Consider the following 19,841-nt stretch of genomic DNA (forward strand, 5'->3'; position numbering starts at 1 on the left):
TCGCTGGAGGCTTCACCCGCCCCCGGCCGTGACGGCGCTTGATCCGCGTCTAAGCTTCGGTTGCTTCGCAATCCTCGCTTACACGTGGGCGCCGCCTCACTCCTCACCCATCCGCAACGCCGCAATAAACGCCTCCTGCGGGATCGACACATTCCCATACTCCCGCATCCGCGCGTTGCCCTTCTTCTGCTTTTCCAGCAGCTTCTTCTTGCGCGTGATATCCCCGCCAGAGCACTTCGCCGTCACGTCCTTGCGCAGCGCGGCGTTAATCTCCCGCCCGCTCAAGCAGCCTTGAGCGAGGCGAAGGGCAGATCGGTCGCTTCGAGGCTGGTCAGGTCGAGCTTCTTCGAAGCGCCGTCGATGTCGAGCCCGACAACGTTGCCGTCCTGGTCAAAATCGACATTGAGCCCGGCGGCGATCTCGCGCGTCTCGGCCGAGGGCGCGGCGCGCAGCTCGATATAGAGGCTGTCCGTCTCCGGGTAATAATGCAGCTTCATCGCCGGTCCTCACGAAATCCGCGGTCGAGGAAGGCGTTATGGATCGTCTCGCCATCCTCCAGCGTCACAACGCGCAAGATGCGCATTTCCGGCTCGTCTGGCAAGGCAACCCTGCCCCAGTGCCGCACGCGGCCGTCATCCTGAACCTCCTGGTGCAGAGGATCGGCCAGCACACCCCTGCATATCTCGACCGTCAGATAGGGCCGTTTGCGCAGCACCTGCTCCTCGAAATAGCGCGTGGTGCCCACCCTTGCCTCTCCCCTCCCCGGCGGCATGCCCGAAGCCGGTCATAGACCAGGGGCACCCGGTGCCCAAGACTTTGCTTCCGAAGCGGAGCGATCTCTGCCCTGCTTCGTCACCCTGAACTTGATCCAGGGTCCAATTCTCCGCCGGCACCGTCCGTCGCATCTGTTGGATGGATCCCGGACCAAGTCCGGGATGACGAAGGGGGTGGCAGAGGGGCGCGGCTGAACCGCGCGTCGTTCTCCCCCATCCTCAACGCCGCGCTAAACGCCTCCTGCGGGATGCTCACATTGCCATACTCCCGCATCCGCGCCTTGCCCTTCTTCTGCTTGTCCAGCAGCTTCTTCTTGCGGCTGATCTCGCCGCCGTAGCACTTGGCGGTGCGTCCACTGCGCGGCGCGGGCTCCCTTCACCAGGCGGGGGAACCCCTTGGTAACTCCGCCCACCTAAGAGGCCGCATCATCGGAGGAGCGGGGGAAATGATGCGGCAGCTACTACGTGACGAAACGGCCGCCACGGCTATCGAGTATGGCTTGATTGCGGCGCTGATCTCGCTCGCATGCGTCATCGCCTTTGAGATGCTCGGCCTGAACCTGGCGGACGTCTTCAACACGATCACCGACGCGATGGCGGGGCGGTAGAGCACACCGGCTCGGCCTGTGTCACTCCGCACCGCCGGAACGCCCGTTCATGGCCAGCCCCAGCGCGATCGCCAGGGCGATCCCGATGCCGATGCCCATGCCGATGTTGTCCATGGCCGCGCCGATCGCCACGCCGATGGCGATGCCCAGGCCGAGGGGAAGTGCCTTCTGCTTGCCCATACCGCCAGCCTAGAGCCGCGCCGCCTCCACACAAGCACCTGCCGCGACGGAGCGGGCGAGCGATGGGACGAGGAAGGAGAAACCGGATCGCCCTCCCCCACGCGTCACCCTGAACTCGTTCCAGGGCCCGTTTCGCCACCGGCACCGCGGCCCGCGGCTGCGGGATGGATCCCGGATCACGATGACGGGAGGAGCGGTTGTGCGGAACGGAAAGCCATACGGAGGCGAGTTCGGCGGATAACACTTGCCCCCCTCCCCCACTCGTCACCCTGAACTCGTTTTAGGGTCGATCTCGCCACCTGCACCGTCGCCAGCGGCGGAAGCATGGATCCCGGATCAAGTCCGGGATGACGAAAGAGGGGGAAGCTGGTCCGGAAGAACCGCTCTCCGCCGCCTACTCCTCCCCCATCCTCAACGCCGCAATAAACGCCTCCTGCGGGATGCTCACATTGCCATACTCCCGCATCCGCGCCTTGCCCTTCTTCTGCTTTTCCAGCAGCTTCTTCTTCCGGCTGATGTCGCCGCCGTAGCACTTGGCGGTGACGTCCTTGCGCAGGGCGGCGATGGTTTCGCGGGCGATCACTTTGCCGCCGATGGCGGCCTGGATCGGGATCTTGAACAGGTGGCGCGGGATCAGGTCCTTGAGGCGCTCGCACATGTGGCGGCCGCGGGCTTCGGCCACGCTGCGGTGGACGATCATGCTCAGGGCGTCGACCGGCTCGTTGTTGACCAGGATGTTCATCTTCACGAGGTCGCCTTCGCGCAGGCCGATCTGCTCGTAGTCGAAGCTGGCATAGCCGCGGGTGATCGATTTCAGGCGGTCGTAGAAGTCGAACACCACTTCGTTCAACGGCAGCTCGTAAGTCACCTGGGCGCGGCCGCCGACGTACGTCAGGTCGCGCTGGATGCCGCGCCGGTCCTGGCACAGCTTGAGGATCGGGCCGAGGTACTCGTCGGGGGTGTAGACGGTCGCCTTGATCCAGGGCTCCTCGATCAGCTCGATCCGGCTGGGATCGGGATAGTCGGCCGGGTTGTGCAGCATGATCTCGCGCGCGTCGTCCGTCCGGCTCTTGTTCAGCTGGATGCGGTAGACGACCGAGGGGGCGGTGGTGATGAGGTCGAGGTCGAACTCGCGGGTCAGCCGCTCCTGGATGATCTCGAGGTGCAGCAGGCCGAGGAAGCCGCAGCGGAACCCGAAGCCGAGCGCGGCGCTGCTCTCCATCTCGAAGCTGAAGCTGGCGTCGTTCAGGCGCAGGCGGGCGATGCTCTCGCGCAGCTTCTCGAAGTCCGCGGCGTCGACCGGGAACAGGCCGCAGAACACCACCGGCTGCACTTCCTTGTAGCCGGGCAGGGCCTCGGTCGCGCCGCCTTTCGCGGTGGTAATGGTGTCGCCGACTTTGGCCTGCTCGACTTCCTTGATCTGCGCGGTGACGAAGCCGATCTCGCCCGGGCCGAGCTCGGGCAGCTCGACGCGCTTGGGGGTGAAGCAGCCGACGCGGTCGATCAGGTGCTCGGTCCCGCCCTGCATGAACTTGACCTGCTGGCCCTTCTTGATGACCCCGTCGAGCACGCGCACCAGGATCACCACGCCGAGGTAGGGATCGTACCAGGAATCGACCAGCATGGCTTTCAGCGGGGCGGCGCGGTCGCCCTTGGGGGGCGGGATCTTCTTGACGATCGCCTCGAGCACGTCGGGGATGCCGATGCCGCTCTTGGCGCTGGTCAGCACGGCTTCGCTGGCGTCGATGCCGATGATGTCCTCGATCTCGGCGCGGACTTTCTCCGGTTCGGCCGCGGGGAGGTCGATCTTGTTGATGACGGGCACGATCTCGTGGTCGTGCTCGATCGACTGGTAGACGTTGGCGAGGGTTTGCGCTTCTACGCCTTGCGCCGCGTCGACCACCAGCAGCGCGCCTTCGCAGGCGGCGAGGGAGCGGGAGACTTCGTAGGCGAAGTCGACGTGGCCGGGGGTGTCCATCAGGTTGAGCTCGTAGGTCAGCCCGTCCTGCGCGGTGTAGTCCAGGCGCACGGTCTGGGATTTGATGGTGATCCCGCGCTCGCGCTCAATGTCCATGGAATCAAGGACTTGCTCGCTCATCTCGCGCGCGGTCAGGCCGCCCGTGGCCTGGATCAGCCGGTCGGCCAGCGTCGACTTGCCATGGTCGATGTGGGCAATGATGGAAAAGTTGCGGATCAGCGCCAAGTCAGTCATCCGCCGCCCTTAGCCGCGAGATGATGCGCTGTCAGCAGGTAGCTTGCGCGGCCCTTCCCGGCTCTCGCTCAGCCGGCCTTGATCAGCGGCTTGGCGAGCCTGGGCCGGGCTTGCGCCGCTTCGCTCCAGCCGCTGCCGTCGGGCCTAAGCGCTTCCGCGAACTCGAGGCCGATGCGGTCCTGCGCCGACCAGCGAACCGTTCCGGCGATGGTCTGCCGCTCCGAGAGCTGGACCTTGAAGACGGTGCCGACCGGCACGTTCCAGACCCCTTCGATGAGCGCCCCGGTGCCGGACATGTTGCGGATGGTGGCGCTGTATACCTGGCCCGAATGCTCGAGCATGACCCGGCGCAGCATCCGCTGGCGCGGCGCGCGGGACGAGCGCGGGCCTTTGGCGACCGCGGCGAGGCCGGTCCTCAGCCGCTCGGTCGCGGCCGCGGCGTCGAGGGGGCGATCGTAGATGAAGCCCTGGACGTGGCTGCAGCCGTGCATCCGCACGAGGTCGAGCTCGTCGAGCGTCTCGACACCCTCGGCAGTGGTGTCCATGTCCAGCGCCTGGGCCAGGCTGGTGATCGAGGCGATGATCGCGCCGTTGCGGCTGCCCGGCTCGGTAGCCCCGCGCACGAAGCTCTGGTCGATCTTGATCTTGTCGAACGGCGCGGTTTTCAGATAGCCGAGCGAGGAATAGCCGGTTCCGAAGTCGTCGAGCGCCAGGCGTACCCCGATCCGCTTGAGCGCGGCGAACATCGCCTCGGTGCCCTCGTCGTCGTTGAGGAACACGCTCTCGGTGATCTCGAGCTCGAGCCGCGAGGGATCGATCCCCGCCTGCGCGATCGCGCTGGTGACGATCGCCGGCAGCTCCCGGTTGGCGAACTGCAGCGGCGACACGTTGACGGCGCAGCGCACTTCCGCCGGCCAGCTGGCGAGGTGGTGGCAGGCGGTGCGCAAGGCCCACTCGCCGATCTGCGCGATCAGGCCGCTGTCTTCCGCGACCGAGACGAACTTGTCGGGCGGGATCCAGCCCTTCTCCGGATGGTTCCACCGCAGCAGCGCCTCGAACCCGGCGATCCGCTCGCTCGCGGTCGACACCACCGGCTGGTAGAACAGCTGGAGCTCGCCCTGGACGATCGCCTTGCGCAAGTCCTTCTCCACTTCCGCGCGCGCTTCCGCGACGGCGTGCAGATTCTCCGCATAGAAGTGGAACCGCCCGCGACCCGCGTCCTTGGCGGCGTAGAGCGCGAGGTCGGCGTTGCGGATCAGCTGATCGTTGGTGGCCCCATCGTCGGGTGCGATGGCGATGCCGACGGACGCACCGATGACGATGCTGTGCCCCTCGACCGCATAAGGCTGCGAAACGGCGTTGATGATGTCGAGCGCCAGGTTGCCGAGCCGCGCGCGGTCGAGACGCTGGGGCACGATGACCTGGAATTCGTCGCCGCCCAATCGCCCGACCCGGCCGAGCTTGCCGACGACGCGCTCGATCCGCTGGGCGACCTGCTTGAGCAGCGCATCGCCCGCGGGATGGCCCATCGTATCGTTGACCTGCTTGAAGCGGTCCAGATCGAGCAGCATGACCGCGCAGCATCGGTTCATCTGCTGTCGAGCCGACAGGATCTTCTCGAGGAGCTGCGACATCTGCAGGCGGTTCGCCAAGCCGGTGAGCGAATCGTAGTGCGCGAGACGCGACGCCTGTTCCTGGCTGCGCCGCTTTTCGGTCAGGTCTGTGCCCGAGCCGCGGAACCCCACGAAATTGTCGTATTGATCGTAGACCGGCCGCCCGCTTATCGACCACCAGCGCTCGCCCGGCCTGCTGGCGGCGCGAACGGCGAGTTCCTGGAACGCCGATCGCGCAGACAGGTGGAACAGCAGCGTCCGCTCCCCTTCCTCACCCCGATCGAGATTGAACAGCGCGGTGAGCGGCTGGCCGATGAGCGCGTCCTGAGTCTGACCGAGCAGCTTGGCGACGGGGCCTGAAACATAAGTGAGCTGCGAACGGCGGTCTGTTTCCCAGAACCATCCCTGCCCGGTCTCCTCGTAATCCGCGAGGATGTCCCGCGCCCGGGTCTGTGCACGTTCACGCGCCTGCCGTTGCTGCGTGCGTTCGCTGTCGGCCCGCGCCTGCTCTCGTGCGACGAAAACCGCGGCAATGCCGCCAATCGCAAACCATGCGGCTCCGGCGACAGGCAAGCCGAACACGACCACCGGCGCCCAGGCCGCCAACTGGATCACCAGGATGAGCGCGGCGTGCTTGCGGAAATGGGCTGCCGCCACGGTGGAGACCGCGACCATGGTGGCGATCACCTCCCCAGTGGCCAGCAGCCCGTTCGTCGCCCACAGCACGGTGCCCGCGCTGAAGGCCCCCATGGGGACCAAGACGGCTAGGAGGACAGGCACATAGCGGCTTGCGCCTTCCGCGCTCAGCTCAGCCAGGCGGGCCATCCTGAGGCTGAGGATGCCGCACATCGCCAGCAGGAAACAGATCATCGCGGGAGGAGGCGGAAGCTGCCCGGCCAAGCCGCAGTTCAGGGCGATCGCCAGGAACAGCGCCAGCACGAGATTGCGCCAACCGGAAGGCAGCATCGTCGGCTGCTCGGCCTCGCAATCGGCTGGGGGCAGCCTGTCTTCCGACGTGTTCCGGCGGGAGCCTCTGCGGCGCTCCGGGGCCCTGGCGTCCGAGGGCTCCGCGAGGGCGGAGGGGATGGGAGGCGCAGGCAAGCGTTCCCCTGCTTCGCCCGGAGCATGATCCTGCCCCTGGTGTGCTTCTGCGAGTCCCCCGTTCATGGACGGGTTCTGGCCCCCACGCGCTTGAGAATCGGTTAATCGCAGCGAAATCTTCGCGATATCGCAGGGTCTTCTTGCAGCGCAGGACAAGCCGGCTAAGCTTGGGGGAAGGAGGCCCAATGCGCCACATCGCGATTATCGGCTCCGGCCCCGCAGGATACTACACCGCAGAAGCCGCGCAGAAGGCGTTCGGAGAGGACATACGGGTCGATATCTTCGATCTGATGCCGGTGCCCTACGGACTGATCCGCAGCGGCGTCGCGCCCGATCACCAGTCGATCAAGGGGGTTTCGCGGCGTTACGAGAAGACCGCGCTGAGCGACAACGTCCGCTTTGCCGGCAATGTGGCGATCGGGCGCGATGTGAGCATCCCCGAACTGCGTGAGCTGTATGACGCCGTGGTCCTGGCCACCGGCGCCCCGCAAGACCGGCCGCTCGAGATTTCCGGCGCGGAACTCGGCAATGTGTTCGGCAGTGCGGCGTTCGTGGGCTGGTACAACGGACATCCGCAGTTCGCCGAGCTCGATCCGGACCTGTCCGGGACAACCGCCGTAATTATCGGCATGGGCAACGTCGCGCTCGACGTCGCCCGTATCCTCGCCAAGACGCCGCGGGAATTCGACGGCAGCGACATCGTCGCCCATGCGCTCGACCGGCTGGCCGCCTCCAATATCGAGCGCATCGTCTTCCTCGGCCGCCGGGGGCCCCACCAGATCATGATGACGCCGAAGGAACTCGGCGAATTGGGAGAACTCGAGCGCGCCGCGCCGCATGTCGATCCCAGCGACCTTCCGGAGGAAACCGAAGACGCGCTGCTAGAGCCGGGGCTGCGCAAGTCGGTGACGCTGTTGCGCGGCTTCGCCGCCATGCCGGAGCATGCCCGCGCCGCGAAGAGGGTGGCGATCGAGTTCGATTTCTTCGCCCAGCCCCTCGCGCTGACGGGAAGCGGCGAAGTCGAGGCCATCGAAGTCGAGCGCACGAGGGTGACGGACGGCCGTGCCGAGCGCACGGGCGAGACCTACAGCATCCCGGCATCGCTGGTGGTCAGCTGCATCGGCTACCGCACCGCGCCGATCCCTGACGTCCCGTTCGACGAACGCGCCGGCCGCTTCGCCAACGACGAGGGGCGCATCCTCCCAGGCCTTTACTGCGTCGGCTGGGCCCGGCGCGGCCCTTCCGGCACGATCGGCACGAACCGCCCAGACGGCTATGCGCTGGTGGAGAAGATCCGCGAGGATATCGACAGCGGTGCCCTCGGCCACGGGGAGAAGCAAGGCCGCGCCGGCTTCGACGCCCTGGCCGCGGAGCGCGGCCTGGACGTCGTCACCTTTCGCGATTGGAAGAAGATCGAGGAAGCCGAGGAAAAGGCGGCCCGGGAGAGCGCCCCGCGCGAGAAGTTCGTCGACGTCGAGGCGATGATCAGGGCGCGGCGGGAGTGAGATTCTGGTTCACGCCGAGGCGCAGAGACGCAGAGAGTCAGGTGGGCGGACGATAGTCGTTCACTACCCTTTGGATACCTTCCTTCATCGTCGCGGCAGCAAAGTTGAGAAGCAGCCCTACGGGCTGGTTTGTCAGGCGTAGGTATTTCAGCAGCTGTTTGCCGTGGGCCCGCCCGATCTTTTCAACAGACTTGATCTCGAGGATCAGTCTGTTGTCCACCATCAGATCGACACGAAACGCGCCGGGGAACCGCAGTCCGTCGAATTTAACGTCGATCGGCAGTTGCCGATCGACCTTATACCGCATGCGCTCCAAACTGGCCGCGAGGACGGACTCGTATACGCTCTCCAGCAAACCTGGCCCAAGCCCACGATGAATGCGAATGGCTTCGTTCAGAACATCCGAGGTGACGTGATCGATCGGCTTCATCCCGAACTCTCCGCGTCTCTGCGCCTCGGCGTGAACAACTAAACGCGCATCGGCATCAGTACGTAGAGAGCGGGGCTGTTGCTGTCCTGGCGGATCAGCGTCGGGGCGCCGGCGTCGGCTAGGTGCAGTTCGACCGTATCGCCGTCGATCTGGCCGAGGATGTCCTTCAGGTAGTTCGCGTTGAAGCCGATCTCGAAGCCGTCGGAGCTGTACTGCGCCGGCACTTCTTCGGACGCCGTGCCGTTGTCGGGGCTGGTGACCGAGAGCGTCACCCGGTCCTGCTCCAGGCCCATCTTGACCGCGCGGGTGCGCTCCGTGGCGATCGTCGCGACGCGGTCGACGCCTTCGTAGAAGCTCTTCGGATCGACCCTCAGCAGCTTGTCGTTCCCGGTCGGAATGACGCGGCTGTAGTCGGGGAACGTGCCGTCGATCAGCTTGCTGGTCAGGACCATGCCGCCCTCGCCGCCGAGCGTGAAGCGGATCTTGCTGGCCGAGAGGTCGATCAGGACGTTGCTGTCGAGCGCTTCCTCGAGCAGCTTGCGCAGTTCGCCCACGGCCTTCCGTGGCACGATCACGTCCGGCATGCCCGCAGCGCCTTCGGGACGCGGCAGGGTGAAGCGCGCAAGGCGGTGGCCATCCGTCGCGGCGGCCTTGAGGACCGGCTGGTCCTCGTCCGTCACGTGCAGGAAAATGCCGTTGAGGTAGTACCGCGTCTCTTCGGTCGAAATTGCGAAGCGGGTGCGGTCGATCAGCTCGGCAAGCGTCTTGGCCGGGATCTCGAAGCTGGTCGGCAGGTCGCCTTCGACGATCATCGGGAAATCGTCGCGCGGGAGCGTCGGCAGCTGGAAGCGGCTGCGCCCGGCCTTGACGGTCATGCGGTTGTCGGCCGTCTCCAGGCTCACCTGGCTGCCGTCCGGCAGCTTACGGGCGATGTCGAACAGCAGGTGGGCGGAAACAGTGATCGCGCCGGCGCCGTCGACCGAGACGGCCTCGAGGCTTTCGACGACCTGGAGGTCGAGGTCGGTGGCCATGACCCTGACCAGCCCGTCACCCGACGCTTCGATCAGGACATTGGACAGGATCGGGATCGTGTTGCGCCGTTCGACCACGGATTGCACGTGGGACAGGCAGCGCAGCAGCTTGGCGCGTTCGATCGTGGCCTTCATCGGTCGTTCTCTAACCCCCTTGCGCGCCTAAACGGACCGGCATCGACCGGAATCGCCTATCAGCGCCGGAATATCTCCTCTTACCCTTAGCGCGAGGGGAGCGGGCAGCAAGGCTCGTCCGCTCCCGGCAAGGGGAAGCTGGGGATAAACACGGGCAAAGCGCGCCTTCAGGAGAACATCGCCATGCCGCCGTTCACGTGCAGGACCTGCCCGGTGACGTATTCCGCTTCTTTGCTGGCGAGATAGGCGACCGCGGCGCCGACATCCCCGCCCTCGCCCATGCGGCCCATCGGAATGCGGGCATTGAGCGCCTCCTTCTGCGCGTCGGGCAGCACTTCCGTCATCGCCGTACGGATGAAGCCCGGCGCCACGCAGTTGGCGGTGATCCCGCGGCTGGCGACTTCCTGCGCGAAGCTCTTGGTCATGCCCACGAGCCCGGCCTTGGCCGCGGCGTAGTTCATCTGACCCGGATTGCCGGTCGCGCCGACGACGCTGGTGATCGTGATGATTCGCCCGAACCGAGCCTTCATCATCGGCCGCGCGCTGGCGCGTATCAGACGGAATGCGGCTTCGAGGTTGATCCGGATGACCTGGTCCCACTCCTCGTCCTTCATCCGCATGGCCAGGTTGTCGCGGGTGATGCCGGCATTGTTCACCACGATGTCGAGCTTGCCGAACGTGTCGAGCGCCGCGGGAATGAGCTCCTCGACCTGAGTGGTGTTGGAAAGATCGCAGGTGATCTCGACGTGGTCGTGCCCGAACTCGTCGTTCAGCTCCTCTCTAAAGGAGCGGAGCTTGCTGGAGTTGGAGCCCGAGAGCGCCAACCGCGCCCCCTGCCGCGCCAGCGCGCGCGAGATCGAGGAGCCGATCCCCCCGGCTGCGCCGGTGACGAGGGCGGTCATTCCTGTGAGGTCGAACATTGCAGTTGCTCCTGATTTTTTTGCGCTCGCAGAGGCGCGGAGGCGCAGAGTTATCGTGCCGGACCGTGGTTGTTTACGACCCTTCGGATGCCTTGCTTCATGGTTTCGCCAGAGAAATTGAGCAGCAGACCGACGGAAAGACCGGTCAGCCGAAGATAGGTCAGCAATTGCTTCGCGTGCAGGTTCGTCAAGCTGTCCACCGACTTGATCTCGAGGACCAAACGCCTGTCCACCAGCAGATCGATACGAAACGCGCCAGGGAAGCGCAGGCCGTCATAATGAATTTCGACCGGCTGTTGCCGGTCGATGGGAATCCCGCGACGGCCCAACGCTCCGAAGAGAACGGTTTCGTAGACCGACTCCAGTAAGCCGGGGCCAAGCTCGCGATGAATGCGAACGCACTCGTCCACCACGATGCCACTCAGTTCGTCGATGGGAGGTGAAACCACTCTGCGCCTCCGCGCCTCTGCGAGCGCCTAAATACTTTTCGCCAGCGCTTCGATATCGGCCATCGTCACTACGCTCGTGACGGTGACGTCCTCCACCGTGCGGCCGATCATCGGGCCGAGGACTTTGCCGCCGAGTTCGACGAAGTGGTCGACGCCCGCCGCTTTCATCGCCAGCACGCTCTCGCGCCAGCGTACGCGGCCGGTGACCTGTTCGACGAGCAAGCGGCGCTCTTCGAGCGGGTCGGTGACCGCGGCGGCGGTGACGTTGGCGTAGAGCGGCAGGAGGAAAGGCTGCGGCGACGTGCGGCCGAGCGCTTCTTCCATTGCTTCGGCGGCGGACTGCATCAGCGAGCAGTGGAACGGTGCGGAGACCGGCAGCAGGACGCCGCGCTTTATGCCGTGTTCCTTCGCCAGAGCGACCGCGCGCTCGATCGCGGCGCGATGGCCTGAGAGAACCACCTGCCCGGGATCGTTGTCGTTGGCCACCTCGCAAACTTCGCCTTCGGCGGCCGCCTCCGCCAACGCGGTGGCCTTGTCGATGTCGGCGCCGAGCAGCGCGCACATGGCGCCCTGGCCCACCGGCACCGCGGCCTGCATCGCCAGCCCGCGCAGCTTGAGCAGCCGGGCGGTGTCGGCGAGCGAGAACGCCTGGACGGCGGAGAGAGCGGTGTATTCGCCGAGGCTGTGGCCGGCGACGCAATCGGCCTTGTCGGCGATTGCGAGACCGCCTTCCTTCTCGAGCACGCGCAAGACGGCGATGGCGTTGGCCATGATCGCCGGCTGGGCGTTCTCGGTCAGGGTCAGGGTCTCTTCCGGCCCATCGCGCATGATCTTCGACAGGCCCTGGCCGAGCGCCTCGTCCACTTCCTGGAATACCTCGCGCGCTGCGGCGCTGGCGTCGGCCAGGTCGGCGCCCATGCCTACTTTCTGGCTGCCTTGGCCGGGGAAGATGAAAGCTCTCATAGCGGTCTCCTTTCCCGGCCGGTTAGGAGCGGGCGTCGCCTGCTGCAAGGTCGAACGGCACGATCCTGTTGGCAGCATCGTGGCCAATATCGGCGCGCCCGAGGTAGGCTATGCCGGCCCGCGCGCACCAGTCGCGAGCGATGTCTTCGGGTTCGGTACCGAACGGGCGATCGTTCTCCGGCACCGCGCCGAGCCGCCCGAGCCTCAGCGCGGCGATCCCGCGCAAGTGCTCGGTCACGTGGAAGAACAGGCGGTCGACAGCGTAGAGGTGCTCGGCCACTTCCTCGACGAGGACGACGCGGCCGGTAAGGTCCGGCAGGAAGCGGGTGCCGCAGAGCATCGCCAGCGTGGTGAGGTTGAAGGCCACGGCGGGCTGCTCGTTCAGGCCGGGCTCCAGCCCTTCCGTCGAACCCGCCAGCCAGCCCAGCGCGCGACGGACCGCCTCTTCGCCGCCGTCTCGCCGTACGTCGACCGGCATCGGCCCGTGGACGGCTTGCGCAAACCGGTAGCGGTTTGCCGCCGCCAGGAGATAACCGCAGTCGGAATAGCCAAGCCACTGCTGCTCCGCACCGCGTCCGCTCAGCCGCTCGACCGCCTCGGCCACGATCCTGTTCGAGCCATATCCCCCTTTGGCGAACCACACGGCCTCTGCGCCGGAGTTCGCGCAGTCGAGCAGTGCCGCGAGCCGCTCCGCATCGGGCCCGGCGAAATGACCGGCTTCGGCGAAGCACTGCTCGTGGAACTCGAGCTGCAAGGAAGGAAACTCCGCGGACGCTATCGCTTGCACTCGCGCCGCATCTGCGCGGGTGATCGGAGTTGCGGGTGCGCAGATGGCGATGCGGGTCATGGCCCGGGACTACCCCGCCCCCAGCGTTTCGTCACCCCCGCGCCGGCAAGGGGTGGCGGGCGATTGAAACTGGCAGGTTGTTGGCACATAGCACGTCCCATGCCCGACACATCGCCCGCCGACCTCACCGCCCATCCCTGGTTCTTCTGCGGCATCGGCGGGTCCGGAATGCTGCCGCTTGCGACGATCCTCAAGGGGCTCGGCGCGGACGTGGCCGGATCCGACCGCAGCCGCGACCAGGGCCGCTCGCCGGAGAAGTTCGCCTGGCTCGAAGCACAGGGCTTCGGCCTGTTCCCGCAGGACGGCAGCGGCATCACCTCGCCGGAGCAGACGCTCGTCGCCTCCGCCGCGATCGAGGACACGGTGCCGGAAGTCGTTCGCGCCCGCGAACTCGGCTGCCCGCGCATGACTCGTGCCGAGCTTCTGGCGACGCTGTTCAACGCCTCGCCCTGCGGGATCGCGGTGGGCGGGACCAGCGGCAAGTCGACCGTCACCGGAATGCTCGGCTGGGTCATGCACCAGTTCGGGCGCGATCCGACGATCATGAACGGTGCGGTGATGAAGAACTTCGTCGCCGCCGATGCGCCGTTCGCCAGTGCCAAAGTCGGCGCTGGCGGCGTGTTCGTGTCCGAAGTCGACGAGAGCGACGGATCCATCGCGCTCTACCGTCCGCAAGTCGCGGTCCTGCTCAACGTCAGCCTAGACCACAAGAGCATGGAGGAGCTGCGCGCCCTGTTCTCCGGCTTCGTGCTGACCTCGCAGCGGGTCGCGGCGAACTGGGACGACGAGGAGGCCCGGCTGATCGCGGAGCATGCGAGCGGCGTGATCTCGTTCGGCATCACCGACGCGGAGGCGACCATCGGCATTCAGCCCGACACGATCGAGCACACGCCGGCCGGCATTCGTGCGATTCTTGTCGACCGACGCAACGGCAGCACGCATCCGCTGCACCTGCGCATGCCCGGGCGGCACAACCTGGCGAACGCGCTGGCTGCCATCGCCGGGGCGGTGGCGGCGGGCGTTCCGGTCTCCGACGCAGTGAGCGCTCTGGCCACTTTCACCGGGCTGGCCCGCCGGTTCGACGTGATCGGCACCAGCGCCTCCGGCGTCACGGTGATCGACGACTTCGGCCACAATCCGGAGAAGTGCCGCGCCACCCTGCGCACGCTGAAGGCGCATCCCGGACGGGTGATCGCGTTCTTCCAGCCTCATGGCTACGGCCCGCTCCGGCAAATGGGACACGAACTGGCGCGCACTTTCGCGCACGAGCTCGGATCCGAAGACCTGACGATCCTGTGCGATCCGGTCTACTTCGGCGGCACCGTGGATCGCAGCGAGGGCAGCGAGCGCATCGTTAGGCTGATCGAGGAAGCCGGCGGATCCGCCGAATACATTCCGAGCCGCGAGGACTGCGGCCGCCGTATCGTCGAGATCGCCCGTCCCGGCGACCGAATCGTGGTGATGGGCGCGAGGGACGATACTCTGACCGAGTTCGCCAGGAGCATACTGGCTGGCCTCGACGCGCAGCGGAACGGCTGATGGAGTTCGTCGCCGCGTTCATCGCCGGCTTGCTGGGCTGGCAGGTCGGCACGCTCGGCCGCAAGGAAGTCAAGGCGATGATCATCGTCGTGCTTGGCTGGACCACCGTGACCACGATCGCCAGCGTGCCTTACGTCAGCGTTACCGAGGTGCTCGCAACGCTGGCCTTGCGGACGGTTGTGATAGCGGTGCCCTACACGATCGGCGTGCTGCTGCAGCGCTGGCGCAAGGGCAAGCGCCTGCGGTAGCCCGCTTCAGATCAGTGCGCTTTCTTGAGTCCGATCCCCAGGACCTTGTGCAGCACGAACGCGACGAGAGACCCGAGCACCAGCCCGACCAACGCCGAGACCGCGGCATAGGTGAACCAGCCCGACACGCCGGATAGCGCGCCGCTGGCTTCCTCGACCGCATGCTGGATGGCATGGGCAACATCCGACGGGCCGTGCACGCCAAGCTCCTCCAGCCCGTGCAGGATGATCCCGCCGCCGACCCACAGCATGGCGATGGTGCCGATGAAGGACAGCACCGTCAGCAGCTTCGGCATCGCATGGACCAGCACGTCGCCGAGCCGCCTTGCCGTGGCTGAAGAGCGCTGCGCCAGATGCAGGCCGACGTCGTCCATCTTCACGATCAGCGCGACCGCGCCGTAGACCAGCACGGTGATCGCCAGGCCGACCAGCGCGAGGATCAGCGCGCGGGTCGTGAGCGATTCGGCCGACACATCGGCCAAGGTGATCGCCATGATCTCCGCCGAGAGGATCAGGTCGGTACGGATCGCGCCCGCGACTCGCTGCTTTTCGAACTCGGCGACATCTTCGATGGGGTCCTCGAGGGTCTGCCCGTGCTTTTCACCGCCGAGCTTCTCCAGCACCTTTTCCGCGCCTTCATATGCCAGATAGAGGCCGCCGAGCATCAGGATGGGCGTGATCGCCCAGGGCAGGAAGGCGCTGAGCAGCAGCGCTGCGGGCAGCAGGATCAGCAGCTTGTTCTTCAAGCTGCCTTTGGCGATCTGGGCGATGATCGGCAGTTCGCGCGCTGGGGTGAAGCCGGTGACGTAGGACGGAGTGACCGCCGCGTCGTCGATCACGACGCCGGCCGCCTTGCTCCCCGCGCGGGCGGCGGCGATGCCGACGTCGTCCACGGAAGCGGCAGCGGCGCGGGCAATCACCGCGACGTCGTCGAGCAGGGCCATCAATCCACCGGGCAAGTCAGATCCTCCAACACGCGTCGAACTTCCTGCGCCAGTGGCCAAGCTGCCGATGCGATGCAAGGGCGATCGCCATCCCGATAACGCCGGCGCGCCGGCTTGTGGCCCGAGGACCGACAGCTGCATGCAGCGATAACGCCGAAACGAAACATTACTTTCGTACGCCGGTCGCGTACAAGTTAACCATCTTGTTGCAGCAAAGGTGACCATTCAGTGAAACTTGAGGCGGAAATCGAGGCGTTGGAGCCCGGATTCTGGTTCGCCGCTTTGGGGCGATTGTCGCGTCGCCAGGCGGGTGCCGCGCGTGATAGCGTGGAGACTCTTCTGCGCCACGCCTTCCATCTCGTGCAACTGGCACCGGCCCCGCTGAGAACCGTCGTGCGGTGCGAACTGGGGGAGGATGAATTCGAAGCCTTGCTCTCATGCGGAGCTCTCGACTCAGCCGCCCTCGCCCTGATGGCACCGCCGATCGGTTTCGCGCTCCGCTGCGCGCCGGGGAACCGGATGCGCATGTTCGACGCGAGCGTACGCTTTCCCGGCCAGACGAACCCACCGGTCGAAGTCGGTTCGCAAGACCCGGCCTGCTCCCTGCTGGGCGCGTGGGTCGGGGCACTCCTGGCCCTCAGGCAGCAATCGGATGACGATCGTCCGAAGCGTCCAGTCCTGCGTACACCGCCATCCGAATGGCATCCGAACTCGATCGAGCCTTGAGCTTGCGCATCATGTTACCGCGATGGATCTCCACCGTGCGGGGACTGATGCCGAGCGTCTGGGCGATCTCCTTGTTGGAATTGCCCTGCACCATCGACACCAGGACCTGCAGTTCACGCGCGCTCAGTTCCTCCACGGCAGCTTTCGCCTCGGCCCGCCGGCAGGCCTGTTCGGCGCGCCGGTCGCCCTCGTTGGTGAGCCGCTCTACCGCTTTGTCGAGCAGCCTGTCCTCGAACGGAAACTGCAGGTAGTCCAGCGCACCCGCGAGCATCGCATTGACGATCCTGGCGGGAGAGGGCTCCTCCGAATAGACCGCGACGGGAAGCCGCCCGGCGCCTTCAAGAATCTGGATCAGCGCCCGGGCATCGCAGTGGGCCGGATTGTCGACCGCAAGCACCGCCCCCTCGTCAGGGTTCCGCGCGCCGAACTCCTCGACGTCTTCATAGACTTCCGCGTGGATGTTCCGCTGCAAAAGCTCGTAAGCGATGTGCGCCCGCCGGCGGAAGTCGGGATCTATGACGTGGACGTGTGGCCGCGTTGCCATTCTTCTTGTACTCCTCGGCAGCCATTGCTTGCGCCTGCCCGCGAACCCGAGCAAGCGTGGCCGGCGCTATTTTCGCGTTCCCGCGGACAGCCGATAGGTGTTTGTCCTTAACAGTGCGATAACCGGGCCAGGTTGAAGCTGGTGCGGGCCGCTCGGCCCTCATCCAACTTCGCCTAAGCCCCTTCGGGGCTAAGGCTACGTATCCTTCTCCCACGAGTGGGAGAAGGAGGAGGACCGTGAGGTCTTCTCGTTTTCCTTCTCCCACGAGTGAAAGAAGGAGCTGGCCGAGAGCTTGCTGTCTGTTTCCTTCTCCCACTAGTGGGAGAAGGATACGCAGGCTTGGCAGCTTTGCTGCCTAGCCGGAGTTGGATGAGGGCCGCGAGCTTGCTGGCTAGCGGAGCTTGGATGAGGGCCCGGCCGCCCTTGCATTCGCGCCCGAAAGCTGTATGTGCGCGCCTTCCGCGGCAGCCCGAGGCTCCCGGAAATCGAAGAAAGCCGGAGGGGCCCCCGCGATCCGCGCGGATCAGCCAGCGATCGGCATGGACATGAAAGGATTGCGCGCATGCCGCTCTATGAGCATGTATTTCTCGCGCGCCAGGATCTGAGCCAGGCTCAGGTAGATTCCCTGGCTGCCGCCACCACCGAGATCATCGAGAACAACCAGGGCAAGGTCGTGAAGACCGAGACCTGGGGCCTGAAGAACCTGGCCTACAAGATCGACCGGAACCGCAAAGCGCACTTCGTGATGCTCAACATCGAAGGTCCGGGCACGCTGGTCCAGGAACTCGAGCGGCAGAACCGGATCAACGAAGACATCATCCGCTGGCTCACCGTCAGCGTCGACGAGCACGAGACCGGCCCGTCGGCCATGATGCGCAAGAACGAGCGTGAGCGGACCCGCCGCCGCGAGCGGGGAGACGACTGATGGCCCGTCCGTTTTTCCGCCGCCGCAAGTCCTGCCCGTTCGCGGCCAAGGACGCCCCGCAGATCGACTACAAGGACGTGCGCCTGCTGCAGGGCTTCATGTCCGAGCGTGGCAAGATCGTGCCGAGCCGCATCACCGCCGTTTCCGGCAAGAAGCAGCGCGAGCTGGCCAAGGCGATCAAGCGCGCCCGCCACCTGGGCCTGCTGCCCTACATCGTAAAGTAAGGAGGACAGACCCATGGACATCATCCTCCTCGAACGCATCGAGAAGCTCGGCGGCATCGGCGATGTCGTGACCGTCAAGGACGGCTACGCTCGCAACTTCCTGCTGCCGCAGAAGAAGGCGCTGCGCGCCAACGAGTCGAACAAGCAGGTCTTCGAAGCCAACCGCGAACGCCTCGAGGCCGAAAACGCCGAGCGCCGCAGCGATGCCGAGAAGATGGGCGAGAAGGTCGCCGGAGCCGAGGTCGTCCTGATCCGCGCTTCGTCGAACTCCGGCCAGCTCTACGGTTCCGTCAACGTTCGCGACATTGCTGCCGCGCTCGAAGAGCAGGGCCACAGTGTCGACAAGCGCCAGGTCATCATGGGCAGCCCGATCAAGACGATCGGCATGCACGACGTCACCATCGCGCTGCACCCGGAAGTGCGCGTCACGATCAAGGCCAACGTGGCCCGTTCGGACGACGAAGCCGAACTGCAGCGCCAGGGCGTCGACGTGATGGCTCAGGCTTTCGAAGACGGTCGCTCGGACGAAGGTTTCACCGAGGAGCAGGATCGCACCCTCGCCCCCGGCGAGATTCCTGCCGACATGCTCGAGAGACCCGAAGAGTCCGAAGGCGAAGCCGACGAAGCCTGATAGCTTACGCAGCTACGAAACAGAAAAGGGCGTGGTCCACCGGGACCGCGCCCTTTTTCTTTGCTCGAGCGACCCCGCCCTCCGTTCGTCCTGAGCCTGTCGAAGGACGGCTCTCGCGGACCGCCGCTCGCCGGCACCCTTCCGGCGCACAGCCGGCACGATCGCTCCTCGAAGTGATTGGTCAGGGGAAGGAGAAGCCCCGTGAGCATCGATCTCAAGCCCCTAAGCCAGCAGACCATCGTCATCACCGGAGCATCGTCGGGCATTGGCCTCGCCACGGCTCGCCGCGCCGCGCAGGCAGGCGCCGCCGTAGTGCTGGTGTCGCGCAACGCCGAAGCGCTGCGGGAAGCGACGGAGCGGATTCGCGGAGACGGCGGCCGCGCTGCCTGGTGCGTCGCCGATGTCGCGGACTCCTCCTATCCGGAGCGCGTCGGCGAAGTGGCGGACAGCGAGTTCGGCGGCTTCGACAGCTGGGTCAACAATGCTGCCGTCTCGCTTTACGGAACCCTCGATGAAGCCAGCGAGGAAGAGCACCGCCGGGTGTTCGACGTCGGCTATTTCGGCACCGTCGCGGGCTCGCTCTACGCCGCCCGCAAGCTCCGCCAGCGCGGCGGCGGGGCGCTGATCAACGTCGGCTCGGTCCTGTCGGAGCGGGCAATCCCGCTGCAGGGTCCGTACAGCGCGATGAAGCACGCCGTGCTCGGCTTCACCGAAGCGCTGCGGATGGAGCTGGAGCGGGACAAGGCAGGCGTCTCGGTCACGCTGATCAAGCCCAACAGCATCGACACGCCCTACCCTGAGCATGCCCGCAACAAGATGGACAAGCCCGCCTCGCTGCCGCCGGTGCTCTACGATCCCGAGCTGGTCGCCAAGGCGATCTGCTTCGCATGCGAGAACCAGCGGCGCGAACTTCTCGTCGGCGGCCAGGGCTTCATGATTACCAAAATCGGCAACCTGATGCCCGGTGTGACCGACAGGGTCATGGAGCACTTCATGGGCGAAGCCGCCCAGACCTCCGACATTCCGCCGGAGCCTGGCGCAGCGGACAACCTGTTCGAGCCGCGCGCGGACGGCCGCATGCGATCGAACCAGGGCCGGCACGTGCGCAAGACCAGCCTGGCGCTCGAGGCGCAGATGCACCCGCTCACGACCGCCATGCTCACGGTCGGGGCGGCAGCCGCGGCTGTGGCAATCGGCGTAGCAGGATCGCGCCGGAGCGACTGAAGCGGCGCCGTGAGAGCGCTTCCCGCCGGTTCTGGTTTCGCCTTCGCGATTGCTGCGCTAGCTCGGAGA

General features: G+C 66.0%; 21 protein-coding genes and 2 pseudogenes. 8 read left to right on the forward strand and 15 right to left on the reverse strand.

The genetic code is table 11. The features are described 5' to 3' along the window. Positions 1-96: 96 nt before the first annotated feature. From GRI75_RS04510 to GRI75_RS14545, 4 genes and pseudogenes are all read right to left on the reverse strand, one after another. Positions 97-276: pseudogene (locus GRI75_RS04510) on the reverse strand (hypothetical protein); the annotation flags it as partial. Between the two features lie 5 nt (positions 277-281). After that, positions 282-497: a DUF2283 domain-containing protein gene (locus GRI75_RS04515; RefSeq protein WP_160745764.1), complete on the reverse strand. Its 216-nt coding sequence runs from the start codon at positions 495-497 to the stop codon at positions 282-284. After that, positions 494-745, reverse strand: a complete 252-nt coding sequence (locus tag GRI75_RS04520) for a hypothetical protein (protein ID WP_160745765.1) — start codon at positions 743-745, stop codon at positions 494-496. Before GRI75_RS04520 ends, GRI75_RS04515 begins: the two co-directional genes overlap by 4 nt. 236 nt (positions 746-981) lie before the next feature. Further along, a pseudogene (locus GRI75_RS14545) lies at positions 982-1,140 on the reverse strand (hypothetical protein); the annotation flags it as partial. A gap of 79 nt (positions 1,141-1,219) precedes the next feature. On the opposite strand from GRI75_RS14545, the gene GRI75_RS04530 reads away from it, so the two are divergent. Next, positions 1,220-1,381: a Flp family type IVb pilin gene (locus GRI75_RS04530; protein ID WP_160745766.1), complete on the forward strand. Its 162-nt coding sequence runs from the start codon at positions 1,220-1,222 to the stop codon at positions 1,379-1,381. A gap of 21 nt (positions 1,382-1,402) precedes the next feature. Here GRI75_RS04530 and GRI75_RS14425 read toward each other — a convergent pair whose 3' ends face one another. From GRI75_RS14425 to GRI75_RS04540, 3 genes are all read right to left on the reverse strand, one after another. Then, positions 1,403-1,561: a hypothetical protein gene (locus tag GRI75_RS14425; protein WP_202389593.1), complete on the reverse strand. Its 159-nt coding sequence runs from the start codon at positions 1,559-1,561 to the stop codon at positions 1,403-1,405. Between the two features lie 394 nt (positions 1,562-1,955). After that, positions 1,956-3,773: a translation elongation factor 4 gene (gene lepA / locus GRI75_RS04535; protein WP_160745767.1), complete on the reverse strand. Its 1,818-nt coding sequence runs from the start codon at positions 3,771-3,773 to the stop codon at positions 1,956-1,958. A gap of 68 nt (positions 3,774-3,841) precedes the next feature. Continuing rightward, positions 3,842-6,352, reverse strand: coding sequence for an EAL domain-containing protein (locus GRI75_RS04540; protein ID WP_235911303.1), 2,511 nt, complete (start codon positions 6,350-6,352; stop codon positions 3,842-3,844). A 320-nt stretch (positions 6,353-6,672) separates the two neighbouring features. On the opposite strand from GRI75_RS04540, the gene GRI75_RS04545 reads away from it, so the two are divergent. Then, on the forward strand, positions 6,673-7,992 hold the full coding sequence (locus tag GRI75_RS04545) for an FAD-dependent oxidoreductase (protein WP_160745769.1): 1,320 nt from the start codon (positions 6,673-6,675) through the stop codon (positions 7,990-7,992). A 37-nt stretch (positions 7,993-8,029) separates the two neighbouring features. Here the strand turns inward: GRI75_RS04545 and GRI75_RS04550 are convergent, their stop codons facing one another. From GRI75_RS04550 to GRI75_RS04575, 6 genes are all read right to left on the reverse strand, one after another. Then, complete coding sequence (locus tag GRI75_RS04550) at positions 8,030-8,422, reverse strand: GxxExxY protein (protein ID WP_160745770.1); 393 nt, start codon at positions 8,420-8,422, stop codon at positions 8,030-8,032. 38 nt (positions 8,423-8,460) lie between these two features. Beyond that, a complete protein-coding gene (dnaN, locus tag GRI75_RS04555; protein WP_160745771.1) occupies positions 8,461-9,588 on the reverse strand; it encodes a DNA polymerase III subunit beta in 1,128 nt (375 codons plus the stop codon). Positions 9,589-9,755: 167 nt separating this feature from the next. Further along, on the reverse strand, positions 9,756-10,508 hold the full coding sequence (fabG, locus tag GRI75_RS04560) for a 3-oxoacyl-[acyl-carrier-protein] reductase (protein WP_160745772.1): 753 nt from the start codon (positions 10,506-10,508) through the stop codon (positions 9,756-9,758). Between the two features lie 50 nt (positions 10,509-10,558). Continuing rightward, complete coding sequence (locus tag GRI75_RS04565; RefSeq protein ID WP_328597926.1) at positions 10,559-10,957, reverse strand: GxxExxY protein; 399 nt, start codon at positions 10,955-10,957, stop codon at positions 10,559-10,561. Positions 10,958-10,984: 27 nt separating this feature from the next. Then, on the reverse strand, positions 10,985-11,920 hold the full coding sequence (gene fabD, locus GRI75_RS04570) for an ACP S-malonyltransferase (protein WP_160745773.1): 936 nt from the start codon (positions 11,918-11,920) through the stop codon (positions 10,985-10,987). A 22-nt stretch (positions 11,921-11,942) separates the two neighbouring features. Beyond that, positions 11,943-12,767 carry an LD-carboxypeptidase gene (locus GRI75_RS04575; RefSeq protein ID WP_160745774.1) on the reverse strand — a complete coding sequence of 275 codons (825 nt, stop codon included), beginning with the start codon at positions 12,765-12,767 and terminating at the stop codon, positions 11,943-11,945. Positions 12,768-12,866: 99 nt separating this feature from the next. On the opposite strand from GRI75_RS04575, the gene GRI75_RS04580 reads away from it, so the two are divergent. Both GRI75_RS04580 and GRI75_RS04585 read left to right on the forward strand, forming a co-directional pair. After that, on the forward strand, positions 12,867-14,306 hold the full coding sequence (locus GRI75_RS04580; protein ID WP_160745775.1) for a glutamate ligase domain-containing protein: 1,440 nt from the start codon (positions 12,867-12,869) through the stop codon (positions 14,304-14,306). Continuing rightward, positions 14,306-14,554 (forward strand): hypothetical protein, encoded by a 249-nt coding sequence (locus GRI75_RS04585; RefSeq protein WP_160745776.1) that lies wholly within the window; start codon positions 14,306-14,308, stop codon positions 14,552-14,554. The genes GRI75_RS04580 and GRI75_RS04585 overlap by 1 nt, the downstream gene beginning before the upstream one ends. 11 nt (positions 14,555-14,565) lie before the next feature. Here the strand turns inward: GRI75_RS04585 and GRI75_RS04590 are convergent, their stop codons facing one another. Together GRI75_RS04590 and GRI75_RS04595 are read right to left on the reverse strand one after the other, a co-directional pair. Continuing rightward, positions 14,566-15,513, reverse strand: coding sequence for a DUF808 domain-containing protein (locus GRI75_RS04590; RefSeq protein WP_160745777.1), 948 nt, complete (start codon positions 15,511-15,513; stop codon positions 14,566-14,568). A 622-nt stretch (positions 15,514-16,135) separates the two neighbouring features. Continuing rightward, a complete protein-coding gene (locus tag GRI75_RS04595; protein WP_160745778.1) occupies positions 16,136-16,768 on the reverse strand; it encodes a response regulator transcription factor in 633 nt (210 codons plus the stop codon). Positions 16,769-17,330: 562 nt separating this feature from the next. On the opposite strand from GRI75_RS04595, the gene rpsF reads away from it, so the two are divergent. The 4 genes from rpsF (at position 17,331) to GRI75_RS04615 (ending at position 19,772) form a co-directional block, all read left to right on the forward strand. Next, entirely contained in the window at positions 17,331-17,693 is a 363-nt protein-coding gene (gene rpsF, locus GRI75_RS04600) for a 30S ribosomal protein S6 (RefSeq protein ID WP_160745779.1), read from the forward strand. Further along, entirely contained in the window at positions 17,693-17,917 is a 225-nt protein-coding gene (gene rpsR / locus GRI75_RS04605) for a 30S ribosomal protein S18 (RefSeq protein WP_160745780.1), read from the forward strand. Before rpsF ends, rpsR begins: the two co-directional genes overlap by 1 nt. 13 nt (positions 17,918-17,930) lie before the next feature. Next, positions 17,931-18,548, forward strand: a complete 618-nt coding sequence (rplI, locus tag GRI75_RS04610) for a 50S ribosomal protein L9 (protein ID WP_160745781.1) — start codon at positions 17,931-17,933, stop codon at positions 18,546-18,548. A 201-nt stretch (positions 18,549-18,749) separates the two neighbouring features. After that, entirely contained in the window at positions 18,750-19,772 is a 1,023-nt protein-coding gene (locus GRI75_RS04615; RefSeq protein WP_160745782.1) for an SDR family oxidoreductase, read from the forward strand. Positions 19,773-19,841: the final 69 nt, after the last annotated feature.

The organism is Croceibacterium soli (genome assembly GCF_009828065.1).
Taxonomy (GTDB): Bacteria; Pseudomonadota; Alphaproteobacteria; order Sphingomonadales; family Sphingomonadaceae; genus Croceibacterium_B; species Croceibacterium_B soli.